Below are 16,463 nucleotides of genomic sequence, written 5' to 3' on the forward strand. Positions count from 1 at the left end.
GCTCGCGAATGCGGTGTGTCAGCCATTCATGTATTGCCTGACACACTGCATTCGCGAGCAAGCCCGCTCCCACAGGGTCAAGTGTCGTTCTGGAGTATTCGATGAGTTCCACCAAAGACCCGTGCATCAGCCTCTGCAAGTTCAGCGATGACATCTGTCTCGGCTGTGGCCGCAGCAAGCGCGAGATCCGTGTCTGGAAGAAACTCGACAAAGACGACAAGCGCACGGTGCTGGCCGAAGCCGCGCTGCGCCTGATCAAACTTGGTGGTGCCGGTCGGCGGAAAAAGAAATAACTGGCGATCGATCAGCTAGTCTCTGATGCGCGATGGCGCACATCCGCGTATGATTCGCGACCCTTCGGCGATCCCTTCGCCCGAAAACCAGATTTCAATGCTTCAGGCGCCGCCTGAACAGACCACACCGGGAGGTGCCCAGATGAGTGACATCAATCAGCAAGACGACCAGGAAATCGGCCCAGCAGGCGAAAAACTGCAGAAAGTCCTCGCCCGTATCGGCGTTGGCTCGCGCCGTGACGTCGAAGCCTGGATCAGCCAGGGCCGGATCAAGGTCAATGGCAAAGACGCCACCCTCGGCCTGCGCGTCGACATGCACGACGCCATCACCATCGATGGCAAGGTGATCAAGCGCGAAGAGGCTGCCGAGTCGGTACGCCGCGTGATCATGTACAACAAGCCCGATGGCGAGATCTGCACCCGTGACGACCCGGAAGGCCGTCCGACCGTGTTCGACAAGCTGCCGCGTCCGAAAGAAGGCCGCTGGATCAACATCGGTCGTCTCGACATCAACACCACTGGTCTGCTGATGTTCACCACCGACGGTGAACTGGCCAACCGTCTGATGCACCCATCCTACGAGATGGACCGTGAGTACGCCGTGCGTGTACGCGGTGAAGTCGACGACGAGATGATCGAGCGCCTGAAAGCGGGCGTGGTGCTGGAAGACGGCCCGGCGCGTTTCACCGACATTCAACAGGCACCGGGTGGCGAAGGCTTCAACCACTGGTATCACTGCGTGGTGATGGAAGGCCGTAACCGTGAGGTTCGTCGTCTGTGGGAATCCCAAGGGCTGGTGGTCAGCCGTCTGAAGCGCGTGCGTTTCGGTCCGGTGTTCCTCAACTCTGATCTGCCGATGGGCCGCTGGCGCGAAATGAGCCAGTACGAAGTCGATGTACTGAGTGCTGAAGTCGGCCTGACGCCAGTAGCGATGCCGCAACTCAACGCCAAGAGCAAGGACAAGCTGGAACGTATGCAGCGCAAATCGTCGCGGCCGATGGCCAAGACCGAGCGCGTGCGTACCCTGCGTCCAGCCGCTGGTGCGCCGACCGGTCCGCGTCCGAGCCGTGAGCCGCAGATCGAAGGCGAGCGTCCGGGTCGCAAGCCGGCTGCACGTCCGGATGGCGAGCGCGCTCCGCGTGGTCGTACCGAGCGTGGCGAAGGTCGTGCGCCGGCCGGTCGCGGTACGCCGGTGGCGGATCGTCCTGCCGACACCACCAACAAGCGTCCGGCCAAGCCTGCACCGAAGCGTCCGGGGATCAAGCTGGTCGACGGCGACAAGCCGTCGGGCAAGCGTCGTGGTGCTCCGGCCGGTTCCGGTCAGCGTCCGGGTTTCGGGCGCAAGAAGCCGGAGTGATCGGCTTTAGCGTCTGAATGAAAAACGCCAACCGCAGGGTTGGCGTTTTTTTTCGTCTGGCGGAAGGTATGTAGCGTCTGAGCGGGCCTCTTCGCGGGCAAGCCCGCTCCCACAGTGGATCTGCGTCGTACACAAATCCTACTGTGGGAGCGGGCTTGCTCGCGAAGAGGCCAGTGGCTTCAATAAAGAAAAATCAGGCTAGAACACAAACCGCCCATCAAACACTGGCTTGTCATCCAGCGCCAACACCCCGCCAGAGAAGATCAGGTCCAGGTGATGACTGCCCTTGGCCCCACCACCCAGCCCCAGATGCAACCCACAGTGCCGCTCTTCGAACCCGGCATTGCGCGCATACAGATCTTTCACCCCTTCATTGGTACCAATCCCCAATTCCTCGATGCGCCGGTTCGAAGGGTTGGCGTCCAGGTATTTGTTGAAGTCGTGTTCCAGCCCCGGCACATCGGTGGCGATGCGGCTGATGGTCGAATTCTCGATCCACAGTTCCAGTGGCGACTCCAGCACGCCGTACTTGCGCGCAAACGGGATGGTGCTGAGGAACGTGCCCTTGAATTTCACATGGCCGTTGATGGCTTCGCTGTGGGTGGCGATTTCGCCGGGGGCCAGGTCGAAGTTGCCGACACCGTTGATGTCGGTCCACTTCTTGATGCTGCTCAGCGGCGTTTCAAACCAGGAGCCGTGGTCGTCCTTGAAGCTCAGCGTCGTCGCTTGGGACATGCGCTGGATCAAGTGGCTGTTGAGCCCGGCGATGCGCTGCGGGGTGACGCTGAAAGTGTCGTAGAAATACTCGCCGTAATCCTTGAACAGCAGCGACTTCTTCCAGTTTTCCGCCATCACGCCCTGCAGGGCGCGAACGAACTCCGGGCCGTCGGGGCGCGGGTTGGGCAGGGTGGAAGAGTCGTAGAAGAAAATGTACAGATCGCTGTCGGCAATCGCCGCGGTCAGCGTTGCGGTGCTTTCCAGGTCCAGGCGGCGGGCACTGAAGGTGAAGCGGGGGTGATCGCCGGCCTGTTCGGCGATGGCGCCGGTCAGGGCTTCGTAATCGGCGGTGTGGCCGAGCAGTACCTTCGCCGAATCGAGACCGGCAAGGGCAGGGTGATGTTCGAGGTAGTAAAGGAAATGCGAGATCGCGCGGGGCTTATCCATGAGTCCTCCCTGACTGACCGTGAAGAAAGCGGCAGGCACGACCGGCCGGATCGTGCCTGCCCGGGGATGTCTTACAGAGGCCACATCGCCGTGCCGAACGGAACCACCGCGTCGGCTTGCATCATTTCCACGGCCGCCTCATGGGTCGGTGCTTCGAACCATTCGTCCAGTTGCAGTTCGGTGTCCAGGTCTTTTTCCAGTGCTTGCATGGTCGATCTCCTAGATGACTTTCACGGGTATGACTGGCCGGTCGAGTTGGCCGGCAAGACGTGAAGAACCTAGTTCAGGGTGTTTTGTAATGCAAAAAATTATTTATTTAAAATTTAAATAAACTTTTTATTCTGTTTTTAAGCGGCGGATTTCTTATTTGAAAACAAAAAACTAAGCGTCAACTTTCATTAGCAAGCTTGCTACCGTCAATTTGCAGACGTCCTACAGAATTTTCCGAAATGGAAAATCTGCGTTACGCGTCGTAAAGAAAAATTTACGAAAACACCGGTAAAGCCCAGTGGATTTACCCCTCTGCCGAGGCTGTAAGGAAAACCTGCCGAAGCCCGGCTGCAAAGGCGTCGCGCAGGGCTCTGGCGCGCTTGTTTCAGCGCTGTTTGCAGGGTGAGATGCGCCTCATGCCTGTCGTGCAGGTGCATAACAAGAAGGAGGCGCAATGAACGCCGTGATCGATCTCCACTTCTCTGCGCGGGACGTTTTTTTCCTCGTCCCCGTCGATGGCCTGCAAAGGCCTGACTCAATTTTTGCAGCCGCCCGAGTGTCTCGAGGCGGACCCACGCAATCCCGGCAAGCGCCACGCTGATCCAGCGGGGTCTGGCAGCAGGGGGTTAGCGGTGTACAATGCGCCGCGTTTTAACTGTGACCCTCTGCGTAATCGCGCAAACCTCAAGGTTATCCGCCTTGTTCACTCCGCCGCGTCACAAGCGTGTCGGGTTCGATTTCGTCACAGATAAAAACAAACAGGTGACGCATGACCGTTGTAAAAAAGCTGAATTCCTGGTGCTTGCGCTGGGGTTTGATCGAGGTTGTCTGAAATCGCAACCTTGCAGCAACGTCTACTGACCATCATCAAACCTTGCGTGGGACCTTTTTCATGAGTGGACAAAACTCGCAATCAGGCGAGCTGAAACGCGGCCTGAAAAATCGCCATATTCAACTGATCGCCCTCGGTGGCGCGATCGGTACCGGATTGTTCCTCGGCTCGGCCGGGGTCCTGAAATCCGCCGGCCCGTCGATGATCCTCGGCTACGCCATCTGCGGCTTCATCGCCTTCATGATCATGCGCCAGCTCGGCGAGATGATCGTCGAAGAGCCGGTGGCCGGTTCCTTCAGTCATTTCGCGCACAAGTACTGGGGCGGTTTTGCCGGTTTCCTGTCGGGCTGGAACTGCTGGATTCTGTACATTCTGGTGGGGATGTCGGAGCTGACTGCAGTCGGCAAATACATCCATTACTGGGCGCCGGACATCCCGACCTGGGTCACCGCCGCCGCCTTCTTCGTGCTGATCAACGCGATCAACCTGGCCAACGTCAAAGTCTTCGGGGAGGCCGAATTCTGGTTCGCGATCATCAAGGTCGTGGCGATCGTCGGCATGATCGCGCTGGGCAGCTACCTGCTGGTCAGCGGCCATGGCGGCCCGCAGGCCTCGGTCAGCAACCTGTGGTCGCACGGCGGGTTCTTCCCCAACGGCGTCAGCGGTCTGGTGATGGCGATGGCGATCATCATGTTCTCCTTCGGCGGTCTGGAAATGCTCGGTTTCACTGCAGCCGAAGCGGACAAGCCGAAAACCGTGATCCCGAAAGCGATCAACCAGGTGATCTACCGCATCCTGATTTTCTACATCGGCGCTCTGGTGATCCTGCTGTCGCTGACTCCTTGGGACAGCCTGCTGGCAACCCTCAACGCGTCCGGCGATTCGTACAGCGGCAGCCCGTTCGTGCAGGTGTTCTCGATGCTCGGTAGCAACACCGCCGCGCACATCCTCAACTTCGTGGTCCTGACCGCGGCGCTGTCGGTGTACAACAGCGGCACCTACTGCAACAGCCGCATGCTGCTGGGCATGGCCGAGCAGGGCGATGCGCCGAAAGGTCTGGCGAAAATCGACAAGCGCGGCGTGCCGGTGCGTTCGATCCTGGCTTCGGCTGCGGTAACGCTGGTGGCGGTGCTGCTCAACTATCTGATCCCGCAGCAGGCGCTGGAACTGCTGATGTCGCTGGTGGTTGCGACCCTGGTGATCAACTGGGCGATGATCAGCTTCTCGCACTTCAAGTTCCGTCAGCACATGAACAAGACGCAGCAGACACCACTGTTCAAGGCGCTGTGGTACCCGTACGGCAACTACATCTGCCTGGCGTTCGTGGTGTTCATCCTTGGCGTGATGCTGCTGATCCCGGGCATCCAGATCTCGGTGTACGCGATTCCGGTGTGGGTCGTGTTCATGTGGGTCTGCTACGTGATCAAGAACAAGCGTGGAGCGCAGCAGGCGCTGCACGCGGCGGGTTCTGCCGCGAAGTAAGCCAGACGCAGAAAGTGAGAAACCCGGCCAATGTGCCGGGTTTTTTATTGGTCGTCAGACGTATTCGGCGATGGGATGGGCTGTGCAGAACGCTTCGGTCTGCAACCGGAATTGCTCGCGCAAGGCCGGTTCCAGCAGGTAATCCTGCTCGCTGATCGGTCTCACACTATCGAGGATCCGGCAGATCAGATCGACGATCTGGCGACATCCCTGCGGATCGATTCTGCGCTGCGCGATGGAGCCCGTGCCGATGCGCAGACCGCTGGTAATGAGTGAAGGGCGTGTCTCGCCCGGTACACGATATTTGTCCACGATAATTGCGCAACGCTCCAGCGCCGACTCGGCAATGGCGCCGGTGATGCCGCCACGCAACCGAATCAATACCGTATGGTTTTCACTGCCCCCGCCGACGACTTCGTAGTCGTGAGCCTGAAAGGCGCTGGCGAACTCGTCAGCCGTGCTGCGAATCCGCCCCATGCTTCTGTCGAACTCCGTGGACTTTGCGTAAGCCAAGGCCGCCGCCTTCGCAGCGATCATGTTGACGGCAGGCGCGCCCTGCATTCGCGGATAAACGGCCTGGTCGAGGGCGCGGCTGAATGTCGTCCTCAAGCCGGGCACCTTGGTGTTCGCCGCTTGACCCGAAAGGATCAGACCGCCGCGCGGGCCCATGAGTTGTTTGTGGGTGCAGGTGGTGGTGACGTGTGCGACGTCGATCGGACTGGGATGCCGCCCTGTGGCAACCAGTCCGGCGATATGCGAAATATCGGCGAGCAGGATGGCGCCGGCTTCATCGGCAATCTCGCGAAATCGTTGGAAATCGATGACCCGTGAGTACGCCGTCGCGCCGCACATGATGATGCGTGGGCGATGGGCGAGCGCCAGTTTGCGCACCTGGTCGTAATCGATGACCCCTGCTGAAGTCGTGCCATACCGAATCGCCCTGTAGTAAATGCCGGCGAATGAGGTGGAGCTGCCATGGGTGTGATGGCCGCCGTATTTGACGCCCATTCCCAGCAAGGTATCGCCTGGTTCGAGCAGGGCGGTCAGCACGTGGTAATTGGCGTTTGATGCCGAATGCGATTGCACGCTTGCGTACTGGGCATCGAACAGTTCCCGCGCTCTGCGGATGGCAAGCGCTTCGACCAGATCGACGTTTTCGCACCCGCCGCCGTAACGTCTGCCGGGCAACCCCTCGGCCGTCACATTGACCAGTGCCGAAGCGGAGGCGGCCAGGGTCATGGGCCTGACGGCGCAAGAGGAGGAGACCAGCGACAGCACCTGGTGCTGACGGGCAACTTCCGCGTCGAGGATCCCTGCCAGTTCGGCGTCTTGCGCCCACAGATCCGCCAGGCCCCGTTGCAGCAGATCAGCCTGGTTCATGAGCGGTTCGGTATGGACTGCCATTGTCTGTATTCCTTCCCTGTGTGCAGCGCGCTGCGAACGAGCGCGACTTCCTTGGTTTTACCGGAGGGTGCGTGCGTTTCTGCCTTTGCCCGACCGGATACAGCGGATTCCTTGTTTTCGCGGCAGTGCGCGCAAACTAATCTCTGTATCGACGGCCCGTTTTCTGCTGACTGCGGTCGCTGCCGACAGCCCGGTTGCCCGACGCATCATAGGTTTTTCACGGCGGAACACCAGAAAATTAATCAGAAAAATGAACATTGTTCAAATAAAATGATTCTTTTTGCCGGGCCTCAGGGTGTAAAACTGCAGGCGGGAAGGATCGCTATTCACGAGATTCTGCTGGCCGATAAGCAGAACTGACGGGTCAGTACAGAATTCGAATTGTTCTTTCTGGTTCACACCAGCGGTGTTGTTGACACTATGTTTATGCCGAAATCAGGGAGGGGGAATGCTATGATCTGCCGCGGCTCTAATACCCGTATAACTATTTCCTAGTGGGCCTGTTGAGTCCCTGAATGATGATTCGAGGGGTATTTTCAAATTGCCTTTATAAAAGACGGTAAGCATTCCATGCACAGAAGAGAACGATCGGAGAATCTGAAGAACAATATCAAGTACCTGATAAAGAGTCGTGGGGAAACGCAGCTGTCGTTATGTAATTCCAGTGGACTGACCCGAACCACGATCTACAACATTCTTGAAGGTAAAGTGGTCAACGTACAGCAGTCCACTGTGCGCAAGATTTCCGACTTTTTCGGAGTGTCCTACGAAGAGATAGAGACGATCTCGTTTGAAGAAAAGGAAATCATCGACAGCAGCATCTCGCCGCAGGGCAACATGAACCCGGCGGCAGTGCCTGTCATCAAGGAAAGTCTGCTTCTGCAGAATCTGGATAAGCGAATCGGCGAGTTGGCGACGATTTTTCCACTGACTTACTATTTTGGAACGTCCTTCAATTTGATAGGCGTCCTGCTGGAAAATGAAGTCAGTGGCATGAATGAACCGGGCGACCTGCTGATCGTGCAGAAGGGCGCGGCAAGTATCGACAAGGAAAAACTGGTGTATGACAAAGTCAGCAAAAGGTTATTCATAACGACTGATGTTGATCTTGCGCTGGAGAGTGTTTGTGTGGTCGGGGATATAATCGAGGAACGATTTAATGGATTGCAGCGTTGAAAGGGAAAACACCAAATATAAGTTGTTGGGGTTCGAAAACGGAAAAAGCCTGGCGGTGATCATGGTCATTGCGACAGGCAAGATAATTAAAATAAAGCTGAGTGAAGTGTTGAATAGTGAGATTATGGATAATCTGAACAAGATAGAAGTAAAGAATCTGTACAAGAAATTCTACTCCCAGGGAGGGTCGCTTACCGCTTATGAAATAAATGATCGCCACGAGAGTTCCTGGATGATTTATATCATTCTGAACCTGATGCTGTTCACGCTTTATATTTTTACCAGCATTGCGGCGACCAAGCCTATCTATCTGGAATATTTTGATATTGTCGTAACGCCGGGTACTTTCCTGTATCCGCTGACGTTTTTGATCGTCGACTTGCTGAATGAAACCTTCGGCCTCCGGTTGGCGCGCAAGGCGATACTCTTCGCGTTCATCAGTAATGCGGCCATTATCATTTTGCTGGCCATGACTACCTACCTTCCCGGGCTACCCGGGTGGAAACTCGACGGGCCTTACAATGATGTGATCAGTCAGTTGTCGTCGGTGCTGATAGCTTCGTCTGTATCGTTTCTGGTGTCGGAAAATATAAACTCTTATCTGTTGTGCAAAATCAAAGAACTGACCAACTCCCGATTTCTCTTCTTGCGGGTGTTTCTGAGTACTTTGTTTGCGGTGATAATCGACAGTTTTCTTTTCTGCTACATCGCCTTTTACGGGACGATGGAGAACAGCGCGATACTCAGCATGATTTACGTCCAGATCGCGATAAAGGTCGGTTTTGCGTTCTTCAATATCATGCCGGCATACGGTGCCAGGTCATTGTTCAAGAGGTATCTGACGGGTAGTCAGGCTTGATGGATTAAATAATGCGCTCACTCGACATTTTCGAGTAAGCGCATTTTTATATGCTGGGTGCTTTATTGCAGATTCAGCTTCGTTTTCAAGCTGTTCATCACCTCATCCTTGTTTTCCAAAAACTCATTGAGGCCTTTTGCGCGAAGATTGCAAGCGTCGCAATTTGCACATCCGCTACCGGTTATGCCGTTGTAGCAGGTCAGTGTCTGGTGGCGAACCAAATCAAGCTGATGGTGATGATCGGCCAGCGCCCAGGTTTCCGCCTTGTTCATCCACATCAGCGGAGTATCAAGTTTCAATGGGTAATCCATGCCCAACTCAAGGGCTTTGTTCAGTGCCTTGACGAACTCGTCCCGGCAATCCGGATAGCCCGAAAAGTCCGTTTCGCAAACCCCGGTGATGACCGTTCTGGCTTGTACCTGATAGGCGTAAATAGAGGCGAGGGTCAAAAACAGGATGTTTCTTCCCGGCACAAAGGTGCTTGGCAGACTTTCGCCAGAACTATTAACCGTCGGAACCGGGATGTTGTCGCGAGTCAGGCTGCTGATGGCCAGCTCATTCAGCAAAGATACATCCATCACTTTATGCACGGTCACGCCGAGCTGTTTGGCCAGTTGCTGCGCGACTTCGATTTCCGCGCGATGACGCTGACCATAGTCAAACGTGATGCAATGAATTTCGTCATAGTGGCTCAGTGCATGGATCAAACAGGTCGTCGAGTCCTGTCCGCCACTAAAAACGATAACTGCTTTATTGCTCATGCTTATGCTTCCTGCATTGAACTGGTAAATTTTCGCTGGGGATCATAACGCGAAACGATTGACGCAAGAAGTTGCGCATGGCCGCAGGAGACCTGCTAGGTGGTTAATCGCGGTATCCTGCACGCTCTGAATTCGGACTTTTTTCCATGCTGGTGATTTCCAACAACGTGCATTTGCCGGATGCCGAGATCGAACTGACGTACATCCGCGCGCAAGGCGCCGGTGGGCAGAACGTCAACAAGGTCTCCAGCGCCGTGCACCTGCGCTTCGACATTCCGGCCTCGTCCTTGCCCGAGTTCTACAAGGAACGGCTGCTGGCGCTGCGTGACAGTCGCATCACCAGCGATGGCGTGCTGATCATCAAGGCTCAGCAGTACCGCACGCAGGAAGCCAACCGGACCGATGCGCTGGAGCGTCTGACCGAGTTGATCCTCAGCGCCACCAAGGTCGAAAAGAAGCGCCGCCCGACCAAGCCGACCCTCGGCTCGAAGAAGCGCCGGCTCGAATCCAAGACCAAGCGCGGCAGCATCAAGGCCGGGCGTGGCAAGGTGGATTTTTAAGGGTTGGTGTCATGGAGTTGTTCCATTTCATCCGGAGCGGGCATTGTATCCATTACGCACCTCTCAACTTAAATCAATTTCCGGACATTGAACGACTCTTTTATAACTAATTGGTCTACATGACTGTCATATCTGACAGGTGTGCCGGATTGCTGTTACACGTTTACTGAGCTCTCTTTTCATTGATTGAGCAAAAGTAAATGAATAACTTAAATGTTGTGCGTGGTACTCCCGATACTGATTTTGGTGTGCGCAGTGAGGTCGTTTTATACGGAGAACAAGGTCAGAGGCTTCAACCTCGGGTCGTCACTCTTCTCTCAGAACCGAACAGGATTCTTTGCGCAGCAACTGACGAGGAGCGGCAAGAGATTTACCTGTGCATGCTTGATGAGGAAGGAGGTATCGACGAGAGTTTCGGAAAAGCGGGTAGTGTTTTTTTTAAACTCTCGGAGTTTTTTCCTGGGTGGGATTTGCCGCAGCCCTATAGCGTGAAGTTTGATAGTGTTCATGGCAAGTATGTGTTGGGTTTCTTCGCTCGTAAAGACGGCTTTAATCGTGCTACCGGTCTGGCTCGATTCGATTTGAATGGGGGACTTGATGAAGGGTTTGGTAGCAAAGGAGTCATGTTGTGGAGTCTGGATGTGAAAGAGGTTGTTCCTGCAAGTTCAGATGTTCCAAAGGTGAAGCAACCTCTGGCGGATAAGGGGCGCGACTACCACGGAACTATGGAATTATTGGACGATGGCGGCGTTTTGCTTCTGACCACGCTTGATGAAAGAGGACTTTTCGATAGTGCGATCCTGGTCAAGTTAAAAAATAACGGTAGTTTGGACGGAGCGTTCGGTAATGGCGGGTACCGATTGGTTTTTCGAGGTCCGTCTGTTTTAGTCATAGGACAGGATATGTTTCGCCAAGACGATGGTTATATTGTCGCCGCTTCAGAGGGACTGGGTAATAAAAGTTGGTTTGTTGGCCGGTATGATGCCCGTGGTGATCTTGACGCCAGTTTTGGGGTCGGAGGATATTATGATGGAGCACCTTCGGTTAAAAACGTCATTCTGAAACGCGACGATCGTTCTCAGTTTTATATTATAGGTACTTCGGATAATGGAGCTCGGCAGTATCTGTTTCTCCAGCTTCAACGTCGCGGGCTCAAAGGCGAGGAAGATCCACTTTTTGGCAAGCAAGGGTGGGGGGGATTTATCACTGATGATTTCAGCGATATCTATATGACGAAAGCAGCACTCTATAATTTGAAATCAACCGTTGTGGTAGCAGGTTATGCTTATTTGCGTAGCGGGTCGGATAGTCAGGCATTTATTGCCAGTCTTGAACAAGACATGGGTTGGGACGAGGGGTTTGGTAATGTTGGAAAGGTTGTATTTCAAAAAGACCAGATTATTCACGATCTCGCTGTTCAGGAAGATCGAAAAATTGTGTTTGTATCCAGTAAAAATAGAGAGAACGGTAGTTTCGCCATTTTCCGTTTGCATGGTTAGCGTATAGAAGCCGCAGTTGTTTATTGGCCATTCGGAACCAATGAATGGCCAATATTGGGCGATCAATGAAAGTGGTGTTTTGGTGTAATGCGGTACAAATACACACTCAGGATCAGGCCGCTCAGTGAGGCAATGGCGGCAAACAGAAAGATCGAAGCAAAACCGAAGCCCGCGGCAATCGCCCCCGCCAATGGCCCGGTGATCCCCAGCGACAAATCGATGAACAACGAATACGCGCCGACCGCTGCGCCACGGCTGGAGGCTGGCACCAGGTTCACCGCTTCCACGCCCAGCGCCGGGAATACCAGCGAGAAGCCGAAACCGCTCAACGCCGCCCCGGCCAGCGCCCAATGCGCATCCGGCGCCAGCCACAGCAGTAACAGGCCGAGGGTTTCCACCGAGAGGCAGGCGATCGCTACGCGGAAGCCGCCGAGGCGGTTGATCAGGTTGCCGAACAGCAGTCGCGCGCCGATGAAGCTGGCGCCGAACAGGCTCAGGCACAGCACCGCGTTGTCCCAGTGCCGGGTGGCGTAATACAGGGTGATGAAGGTGGCGATGGTGCCGAACCCGATCGAGCCCAGCGCCAGGCCGCAGCCGTGGGGGAACACGCGACCGAGCACATGCATGAACGGCAAGCGCTCGCCGGCGACAATCGGCGCCGCGGTTTTCGGCCAGGCCAGCAGCAGGCCCAGCGCTGCCAGCAGAATGATGCTGACGCCCATGCTCCACAATCCCAGCTGGCCGACCAGCCAGACCCCGAACGGCGCGCCGACCGCGAGCGCGCCGTAACTGGCGATGCCGTTCCAAGAGATGACTTTGGCGGTGTTCGCCGCGCCAACGCGGCCGATGCCCCAGCCGATCGAACCGGAGCCCACCAGACTTTCCGCGCTGCCCAGCACCAGACGGCCGATCAACAGGCTGATCAGGCTGAACATCGGCAAGTTGGGTGTCCACGCCGAAATCAGCATAAACACACCACTCAAGCCGCATCCGGCCAGACCGATCATCACCGCGCGCTTGCTGCCCTGGTTGTCGATGATCTTGCCGGCGTACGGGCGGCTGAGCAGGGTGGCGAGGTATTGCACGCTGATCACCAGCCCCGCGATCACCGCGCCAAAGCCCAGATCGCTGTGGACGTAACCCGGCAGCACGGCGAGCGGAATGCCGATGTTCAGGTAGCCGATGAAGGTGAAGAGGACGATGGACACGACTTGCAGCGTGACCGCCAGGGGGCGCTGGGGTTGTGGCATAGAGGGCGACATGAGAAACGATCCACGGCAAAGCAGGATTAGATAGGCTGCTTATGATACCGGCGCGCACGCGTCAGGGGCGGGGAAAAGTAAAACTATTTGCCGGGAGGGTGGCTTCAGGGTTTGGCCGGGGCGACCAGTTGTGTAGTGACCAGTGCAGCGAGGGCGTTTTCTTCGCTGCCGAAACGGGCGAGCAGGGCAGCCTGTTTTTCCGGGGAGAGGCGATTCCAGATTTCGATCATTTTCTCGGTGGCGCCGATCAGGACGGCAGCTTGGCTTTCAGAGAATTCGTCGGTCATGGCGGGCTCGGTTTCAGGCAGTGTGGAAAGCGCATCTTAGCGCTTTCCACACGGTCTGTACGGCGGGGTTTTACTCTTCGCTGTCGGCCTGGCGGCTCTCAACGGCTTCTTTCGGCTCGGGCTGCTGGGCGCCGGCTTGTTGCGTGGTCGTCTGCTCAGGTACGTGCAGGCTTGGGAAGGGGAGATTAGGAATCTCGTGCATGGTTGCGCTCCTCGCTAAGTCTGTTGATAGATCTGGTAGATCCGCGCTTCTTGAAAGCCTGCGCAGGATACAGCAGGAAAAATGACAATCAGACTTTTAATTGAAAATAATGCGACAGATGGCCGCAGGGGAGGGCGTATTCCAAGTGTGGGTGTGAATGAACCTGTGGCGAGGGGATTTATCCCCGATCGGCTGCGAAGCAGTCGTAAAACAATTGCACGCGCCATGTCAGACATTTCGCGATTGCAGTGTTGGGGCCGCTTCGCTGCCCATCGGGGATAAATCCCCTCACCACAGGGCTCACTCCTACAAGGGGGGGCGCGGGGTTATTTGCAGGCGTTGGCGATGGCCTCGGCCAGCAGTGCCAGGCGCGTGGCGTCGATCCCGGCGACGTTGGCCCGACCCGAGCTGACCATGTACACGCTGTGCTGCTCACGCAGTTGCTTGACCTGCTCCGGCGACAGCCCGGTGTAGGAGAACATTCCGCGTTGCACGCCAATGTGCGCAAAGCGCTCGCGCAGACCGTGTGGTTCCAGTGCTTCGACCAGACCGCTGCGCAATTGGGCGATGCGCAAACGCATGGCTTCTACTTCATCGGCCCAGCGCGCTTTCAGCTCCGGGTCGGCGAGGATGGTCGCCACCACGGCCGCGCCGTGATCCGGTGGCGTCGACCACAGGTTGCGGGCGATGTTGGCCAGTTGGCTGCGGATGTCGATCAGCTTGTCGGCGGTTTTCGCGCAGACAATCAGCGCGCCGGTACGGTCGCGGTACAGGCCGAAGTTCTTCGAGCAGGAGCTGGTGATCAGCAGCTCTGGCACCTCGGCGGCGAACAGTCGGGTCGACCACGCGTCCTGTTCCAGTCCGTCGCCAAAGCCCTGGTAGGCAAAGTCGATCAGCGGCAGCAGGTCACGGCGGCGCACGACGTCGAGCACACGCTGCCAGTCGTCATGGTTCAGGTCGAAACCGGTCGGGTTGTGGCAGCAGGCATGCAGTAGCACCACGTCGCCGTGCGGCACTTCGTTAAGCACGGCGAGCATCGCATCGACGTCGAGGCGGTTGTCGCTGCCCACGTAGGGGTAGTGACTGACCTTGACCCCGGCCGCAGCAAAGATAGTTTCGTGGATCGGCCAGGTCGGGTTGCTCAGCCACACGCCTTTGCCCGGCAGGCACTGGGCGATGAAGTCGGCCGCCAGACGCAGGGCACCGGTGCCGCCAGGAGTCTGGGTGGCGCCGGCGCGCTGTTCGGCGATCAGCTTCGAGTCGGCGCCAAGCACCAGTTCATTGATGACTTTGCCGAACAGCGGATTGCCGTGACCACCGATGTAGGTCTTGGTGTCCTGGCTTTCGACCAGTCGCGCCTCGGCGATTTTCACCGCTTCGGGGATCGGCGTCAGGCCCTGGGCATCCTTGTAGACGCCAACGCCGAGGTCGAATTTGCGCGGGTTAGTGTCCTGCGCATAGGCCTCCATCAAACCGAGGATCGGGTCGCCGGGTACCCGGCCGATGGCGTCGAAGTGCATTACTTGCGTCCTTCTGCGGTCTTGGCCACTTCGTCAGTGCGCGCGGCCATGATGAAGTCGTTGCGGTGCAGGCCTTTGATCGAGTGGCTCCACCAGGTCACGGTGACTTTGCCCCACTCGGTCAGCAGGCCCGGGTGGTGACCTTCGGCCTCGGAGATCTCGCCGACGGCGTTGGTGAAGGCCAGTGCGTGTTTGAAGTTCTTGAACAGGAAGACTTTCTCCAGTTGCATGATGCTGTCGCGTACTTCGATGTTCCAGTCAGGGATCTGCTTGATCAGGATCGGCAGTTCTTCGTCGCTGACTTGTGGCGCATCGGCACGGCAGGCTTCGCAGTGGGCTTGGTTCAAAGTGGACATGGTGTGATTCCTGAAATCGAGTGTGTTTTTTTTATAGAAACTATCGGCCCGTCAATGCCGTCACGCTAAACCAAAGTGACGGCGACTGACAGACTCAATTCTCAGCAAAAGTCGCGGATCACGCGGCTTTCGGTTTTGGCGGAAACTTCGGAGCGTGCAAACCCAGCTTCATGCCTTGGCGAACCATGGCCATGATGTCTTCATGGGCAACGTCGAACAGGCGCTTGAGGTTCGGCAGGACAAAGTACAGCGGCTGCAGGATGTCGATGCGATACGGTGTGCGCATGGCTTCCAGCGGATCGAAGGCCTGATGCTCGGGTTCATCCGACAGCGAGTAAACGGTTTCTTTTGGCGAGGACAGGATGCCGCCGCCGTAGATGCGTTTGCCTTGCGGGGTGTCGACCAGGCCGAACTCGATGGTCATCCAGTACAGGCGCGCCAGATACACGCGTTCTTCCTTGGTGGCCTGCAGGCCGAGTTTGCCGTAGGTGTGGGTGAATTCGGCGAACCATGGGTTGGTCAGCAGCGGGCAGTGGCCGAAGATCTCGTGAAAAATGTCCGGCTCTTGCAGGTAGTCCAGTTCTTCGCGGGTACGAATGAACGTGGCCACCGGAAACTGTTTGCTGGCGAGCAATTCGAAGAAGGTCTGGAAGGGGATCAGTGCCGGGACGCGGGCAACCTGCCAACCGGTGGTCTCACCGAGCACCTTGTTGATCTCGCCCAGCTGCGGAATGCGGTCGTGGGGCAGACCGAGTTTTTCGATACCGTCCAGGTACTCCTGGCACGCCCGACCCTCGATCACTTTCAGCTGGCGAGTGATCAGCGTGTTCCACACCGCATGCTCTTCGGCGGGGTAGTCGATAAAACCTTGCGCATCGGGCTCGCGGGCCACGTATTGCGTCTGCTTCATACTGCTCTCCTGCTAGGGGAATTCGTTCTTGTTATGTCCAGCGATGGACTGAGAATTACCCGAGAGTGCGGCGTGATGCAGCAGGTTGAACGAGTTCCTTATAGGAACAATCGCCATATTTCGTAAAGAAATCGTTACGCTTTGGCCGGTATCTCGCGTTTGCGGTGATTTGCAGGTTTGAAAAGGGCTGTGGCTGTCACATAATCTTGACAACTATCTGCGCGCCTCGACAGAAAAGTCAGGCAAAACCGCAGCGCAAATCTCTTGTGGGAGCGGGCTTGCTCGCGAAAGCGGTGTGTCAGCTGAATGAATGGCGACTGACACACCGC

17 protein-coding genes are annotated in these 16,463 nt (G+C 56.6%); 7 read left to right on the forward strand and 10 right to left on the reverse strand.

The genetic code is table 11. The annotated features are described in order from the left end of the window. Positions 1 to 101: 101 nt before the first annotated feature. Together QMX91_RS20150 and rluB are read left to right on the forward strand one after the other, a co-directional pair. Positions 102 to 293: a DUF1289 domain-containing protein gene (locus tag QMX91_RS20150; RefSeq protein WP_134785718.1), complete on the forward strand. Its 192-nt coding sequence runs from the start codon at positions 102 to 104 to the stop codon at positions 291 to 293. A 142-nt stretch (positions 294 to 435) separates the two neighbouring features. Next, entirely contained in the window at positions 436 to 1,650 is a 1,215-nt protein-coding gene (gene rluB, locus QMX91_RS20155; protein WP_027613970.1) for a 23S rRNA pseudouridine(2605) synthase RluB, read from the forward strand. Between the two features lie 198 nt (positions 1,651 to 1,848). Here the strand turns inward: rluB and QMX91_RS20160 are convergent, their stop codons facing one another. Next, complete coding sequence (locus tag QMX91_RS20160; RefSeq protein WP_282413251.1) at positions 1,849 to 2,814, reverse strand: leucyl aminopeptidase; 966 nt, start codon at positions 2,812 to 2,814, stop codon at positions 1,849 to 1,851. A gap of 71 nt (positions 2,815 to 2,885) precedes the next feature. Then, positions 2,886 to 3,023, reverse strand: a complete 138-nt coding sequence (locus tag QMX91_RS20165) for a hypothetical protein (RefSeq protein ID WP_003222780.1) — start codon at positions 3,021 to 3,023, stop codon at positions 2,886 to 2,888. 893 nt (positions 3,024 to 3,916) lie between these two features. Here QMX91_RS20165 and QMX91_RS20170 point away from each other — a divergent pair. Next, the gene (locus tag QMX91_RS20170; RefSeq protein WP_027613968.1) at positions 3,917 to 5,338 is read left to right on the forward strand and encodes an amino acid permease; all 1,422 of its coding nucleotides are present in this window, start codon (positions 3,917 to 3,919) and stop codon (positions 5,336 to 5,338) included. A 54-nt stretch (positions 5,339 to 5,392) separates the two neighbouring features. On the opposite strand, the gene QMX91_RS20175 is transcribed toward QMX91_RS20170, so the two are convergent. Next, the gene (locus QMX91_RS20175; RefSeq protein WP_282413252.1) at positions 5,393 to 6,742 is read right to left on the reverse strand and encodes a serine hydroxymethyltransferase; all 1,350 of its coding nucleotides are present in this window, start codon (positions 6,740 to 6,742) and stop codon (positions 5,393 to 5,395) included. A gap of 570 nt (positions 6,743 to 7,312) precedes the next feature. Here QMX91_RS20175 and QMX91_RS20180 point away from each other — a divergent pair. Next, positions 7,313 to 7,918: a helix-turn-helix transcriptional regulator gene (locus tag QMX91_RS20180; protein WP_098967791.1), complete on the forward strand. Its 606-nt coding sequence runs from the start codon at positions 7,313 to 7,315 to the stop codon at positions 7,916 to 7,918. After that, positions 7,902 to 8,777: a queuosine precursor transporter gene (locus tag QMX91_RS20185; RefSeq protein WP_139054133.1), complete on the forward strand. Its 876-nt coding sequence runs from the start codon at positions 7,902 to 7,904 to the stop codon at positions 8,775 to 8,777. Before QMX91_RS20180 ends, QMX91_RS20185 begins: the two co-directional genes overlap by 17 nt. Positions 8,778 to 8,839: 62 nt before the next feature. Here the strand turns inward: QMX91_RS20185 and queC are convergent, their stop codons facing one another. Next, positions 8,840 to 9,538 carry a 7-cyano-7-deazaguanine synthase QueC gene (gene queC / locus QMX91_RS20190; protein WP_282413253.1) on the reverse strand — a complete coding sequence of 233 codons (699 nt, stop codon included), beginning with the start codon at positions 9,536 to 9,538 and terminating at the stop codon, positions 8,840 to 8,842. Positions 9,539 to 9,684: 146 nt separating this feature from the next. Here queC and arfB point away from each other — a divergent pair, with 146 nt between their 5' ends. Both arfB and QMX91_RS20200 read left to right on the forward strand, forming a co-directional pair. Beyond that, a complete protein-coding gene (gene arfB, locus QMX91_RS20195) occupies positions 9,685 to 10,098 on the forward strand; it encodes an alternative ribosome rescue aminoacyl-tRNA hydrolase ArfB (RefSeq protein ID WP_103368136.1) in 414 nt (137 codons plus the stop codon). 200 nt (positions 10,099 to 10,298) lie between these two features. Further along, complete coding sequence (locus QMX91_RS20200) at positions 10,299 to 11,597, forward strand: hypothetical protein (protein ID WP_282413254.1); 1,299 nt, start codon at positions 10,299 to 10,301, stop codon at positions 11,595 to 11,597. Positions 11,598 to 11,659: 62 nt separating this feature from the next. On the opposite strand, the gene QMX91_RS20205 is transcribed toward QMX91_RS20200, so the two are convergent. From QMX91_RS20205 to phhA, 6 genes are all read right to left on the reverse strand, one after another. Next, the gene (locus tag QMX91_RS20205) at positions 11,660 to 12,859 is read right to left on the reverse strand and encodes an MFS transporter (RefSeq protein WP_282413255.1); all 1,200 of its coding nucleotides are present in this window, start codon (positions 12,857 to 12,859) and stop codon (positions 11,660 to 11,662) included. Between the two features lie 104 nt (positions 12,860 to 12,963). After that, positions 12,964 to 13,146 carry a hypothetical protein gene (locus QMX91_RS20210; RefSeq protein WP_003222790.1) on the reverse strand — a complete coding sequence of 61 codons (183 nt, stop codon included), beginning with the start codon at positions 13,144 to 13,146 and terminating at the stop codon, positions 12,964 to 12,966. A 70-nt stretch (positions 13,147 to 13,216) separates the two neighbouring features. Beyond that, a complete protein-coding gene (locus QMX91_RS20215) occupies positions 13,217 to 13,348 on the reverse strand; it encodes a hypothetical protein (protein ID WP_256214475.1) in 132 nt (43 codons plus the stop codon). Between the two features lie 326 nt (positions 13,349 to 13,674). Beyond that, positions 13,675 to 14,868 carry an amino acid aminotransferase gene (locus QMX91_RS20220; RefSeq protein ID WP_223008660.1) on the reverse strand — a complete coding sequence of 398 codons (1,194 nt, stop codon included), beginning with the start codon at positions 14,866 to 14,868 and terminating at the stop codon, positions 13,675 to 13,677. Then, positions 14,868 to 15,224, reverse strand: coding sequence for a 4a-hydroxytetrahydrobiopterin dehydratase (locus QMX91_RS20225; protein WP_003222798.1), 357 nt, complete (start codon positions 15,222 to 15,224; stop codon positions 14,868 to 14,870). Before QMX91_RS20225 ends, QMX91_RS20220 begins: the two co-directional genes overlap by 1 nt. A 118-nt stretch (positions 15,225 to 15,342) precedes the next feature. Then, positions 15,343 to 16,134, reverse strand: a complete 792-nt coding sequence (phhA, locus tag QMX91_RS20230) for a phenylalanine 4-monooxygenase (RefSeq protein WP_135295204.1) — start codon at positions 16,132 to 16,134, stop codon at positions 15,343 to 15,345. Positions 16,135 to 16,463 lie beyond the last annotated feature (329 nt).

The organism is Pseudomonas sp. PS01299 (genome assembly GCF_029960145.1).
Lineage (GTDB): Bacteria > Pseudomonadota > Gammaproteobacteria > Pseudomonadales > Pseudomonadaceae > Aquipseudomonas > Aquipseudomonas putida_A.

Excerpts from the sequence above, each read along its gene's own strand:
- QMX91_RS20160 (WP_282413251.1), bottom strand. The coding sequence starts at position 2,814 with ATGGATAAGCCCCGCGCGATCTCGCATTTCCTTTACTACCTCGAACAT.
- QMX91_RS20205 (WP_282413255.1), bottom strand. The coding sequence starts at position 12,859 with ATGTCGCCCTCTATGCCACAACCCCAGCGCCCCCTGGCGGTCACGCTG.
- QMX91_RS20180 (WP_098967791.1), top strand. The coding sequence starts at position 7,313 with ATGCACAGAAGAGAACGATCGGAGAATCTGAAGAACAATATCAAGTAC.
- queC (WP_282413253.1), bottom strand. The coding sequence starts at position 9,538 with ATGAGCAATAAAGCAGTTATCGTTTTTAGTGGCGGACAGGACTCGACG.
- arfB (WP_103368136.1), top strand. The coding sequence starts at position 9,685 with ATGCTGGTGATTTCCAACAACGTGCATTTGCCGGATGCCGAGATCGAA.
- QMX91_RS20150 (WP_134785718.1), top strand. The coding sequence starts at position 102 with ATGAGTTCCACCAAAGACCCGTGCATCAGCCTCTGCAAGTTCAGCGAT.
- QMX91_RS20175 (WP_282413252.1), bottom strand. The coding sequence starts at position 6,742 with ATGGCAGTCCATACCGAACCGCTCATGAACCAGGCTGATCTGCTGCAA.
- QMX91_RS20210 (WP_003222790.1), bottom strand. The coding sequence starts at position 13,146 with ATGACCGACGAATTCTCTGAAAGCCAAGCTGCCGTCCTGATCGGCGCC.
- rluB (WP_027613970.1), top strand. The coding sequence starts at position 436 with ATGAGTGACATCAATCAGCAAGACGACCAGGAAATCGGCCCAGCAGGC.
- QMX91_RS20185 (WP_139054133.1), top strand. The coding sequence starts at position 7,902 with ATGGATTGCAGCGTTGAAAGGGAAAACACCAAATATAAGTTGTTGGGG.
- QMX91_RS20200 (WP_282413254.1), top strand. The coding sequence starts at position 10,299 with ATGAATAACTTAAATGTTGTGCGTGGTACTCCCGATACTGATTTTGGT.
- phhA (WP_135295204.1), bottom strand. The coding sequence starts at position 16,134 with ATGAAGCAGACGCAATACGTGGCCCGCGAGCCCGATGCGCAAGGTTTT.
- QMX91_RS20225 (WP_003222798.1), bottom strand. The coding sequence starts at position 15,224 with ATGTCCACTTTGAACCAAGCCCACTGCGAAGCCTGCCGTGCCGATGCG.
- QMX91_RS20165 (WP_003222780.1), bottom strand. The coding sequence starts at position 3,023 with ATGCAAGCACTGGAAAAAGACCTGGACACCGAACTGCAACTGGACGAA.
- QMX91_RS20215 (WP_256214475.1), bottom strand. The coding sequence starts at position 13,348 with ATGCACGAGATTCCTAATCTCCCCTTCCCAAGCCTGCACGTACCTGAG.
- QMX91_RS20170 (WP_027613968.1), top strand. The coding sequence starts at position 3,917 with ATGAGTGGACAAAACTCGCAATCAGGCGAGCTGAAACGCGGCCTGAAA.
- QMX91_RS20220 (WP_223008660.1), bottom strand. The coding sequence starts at position 14,868 with ATGCACTTCGACGCCATCGGCCGGGTACCCGGCGACCCGATCCTCGGT.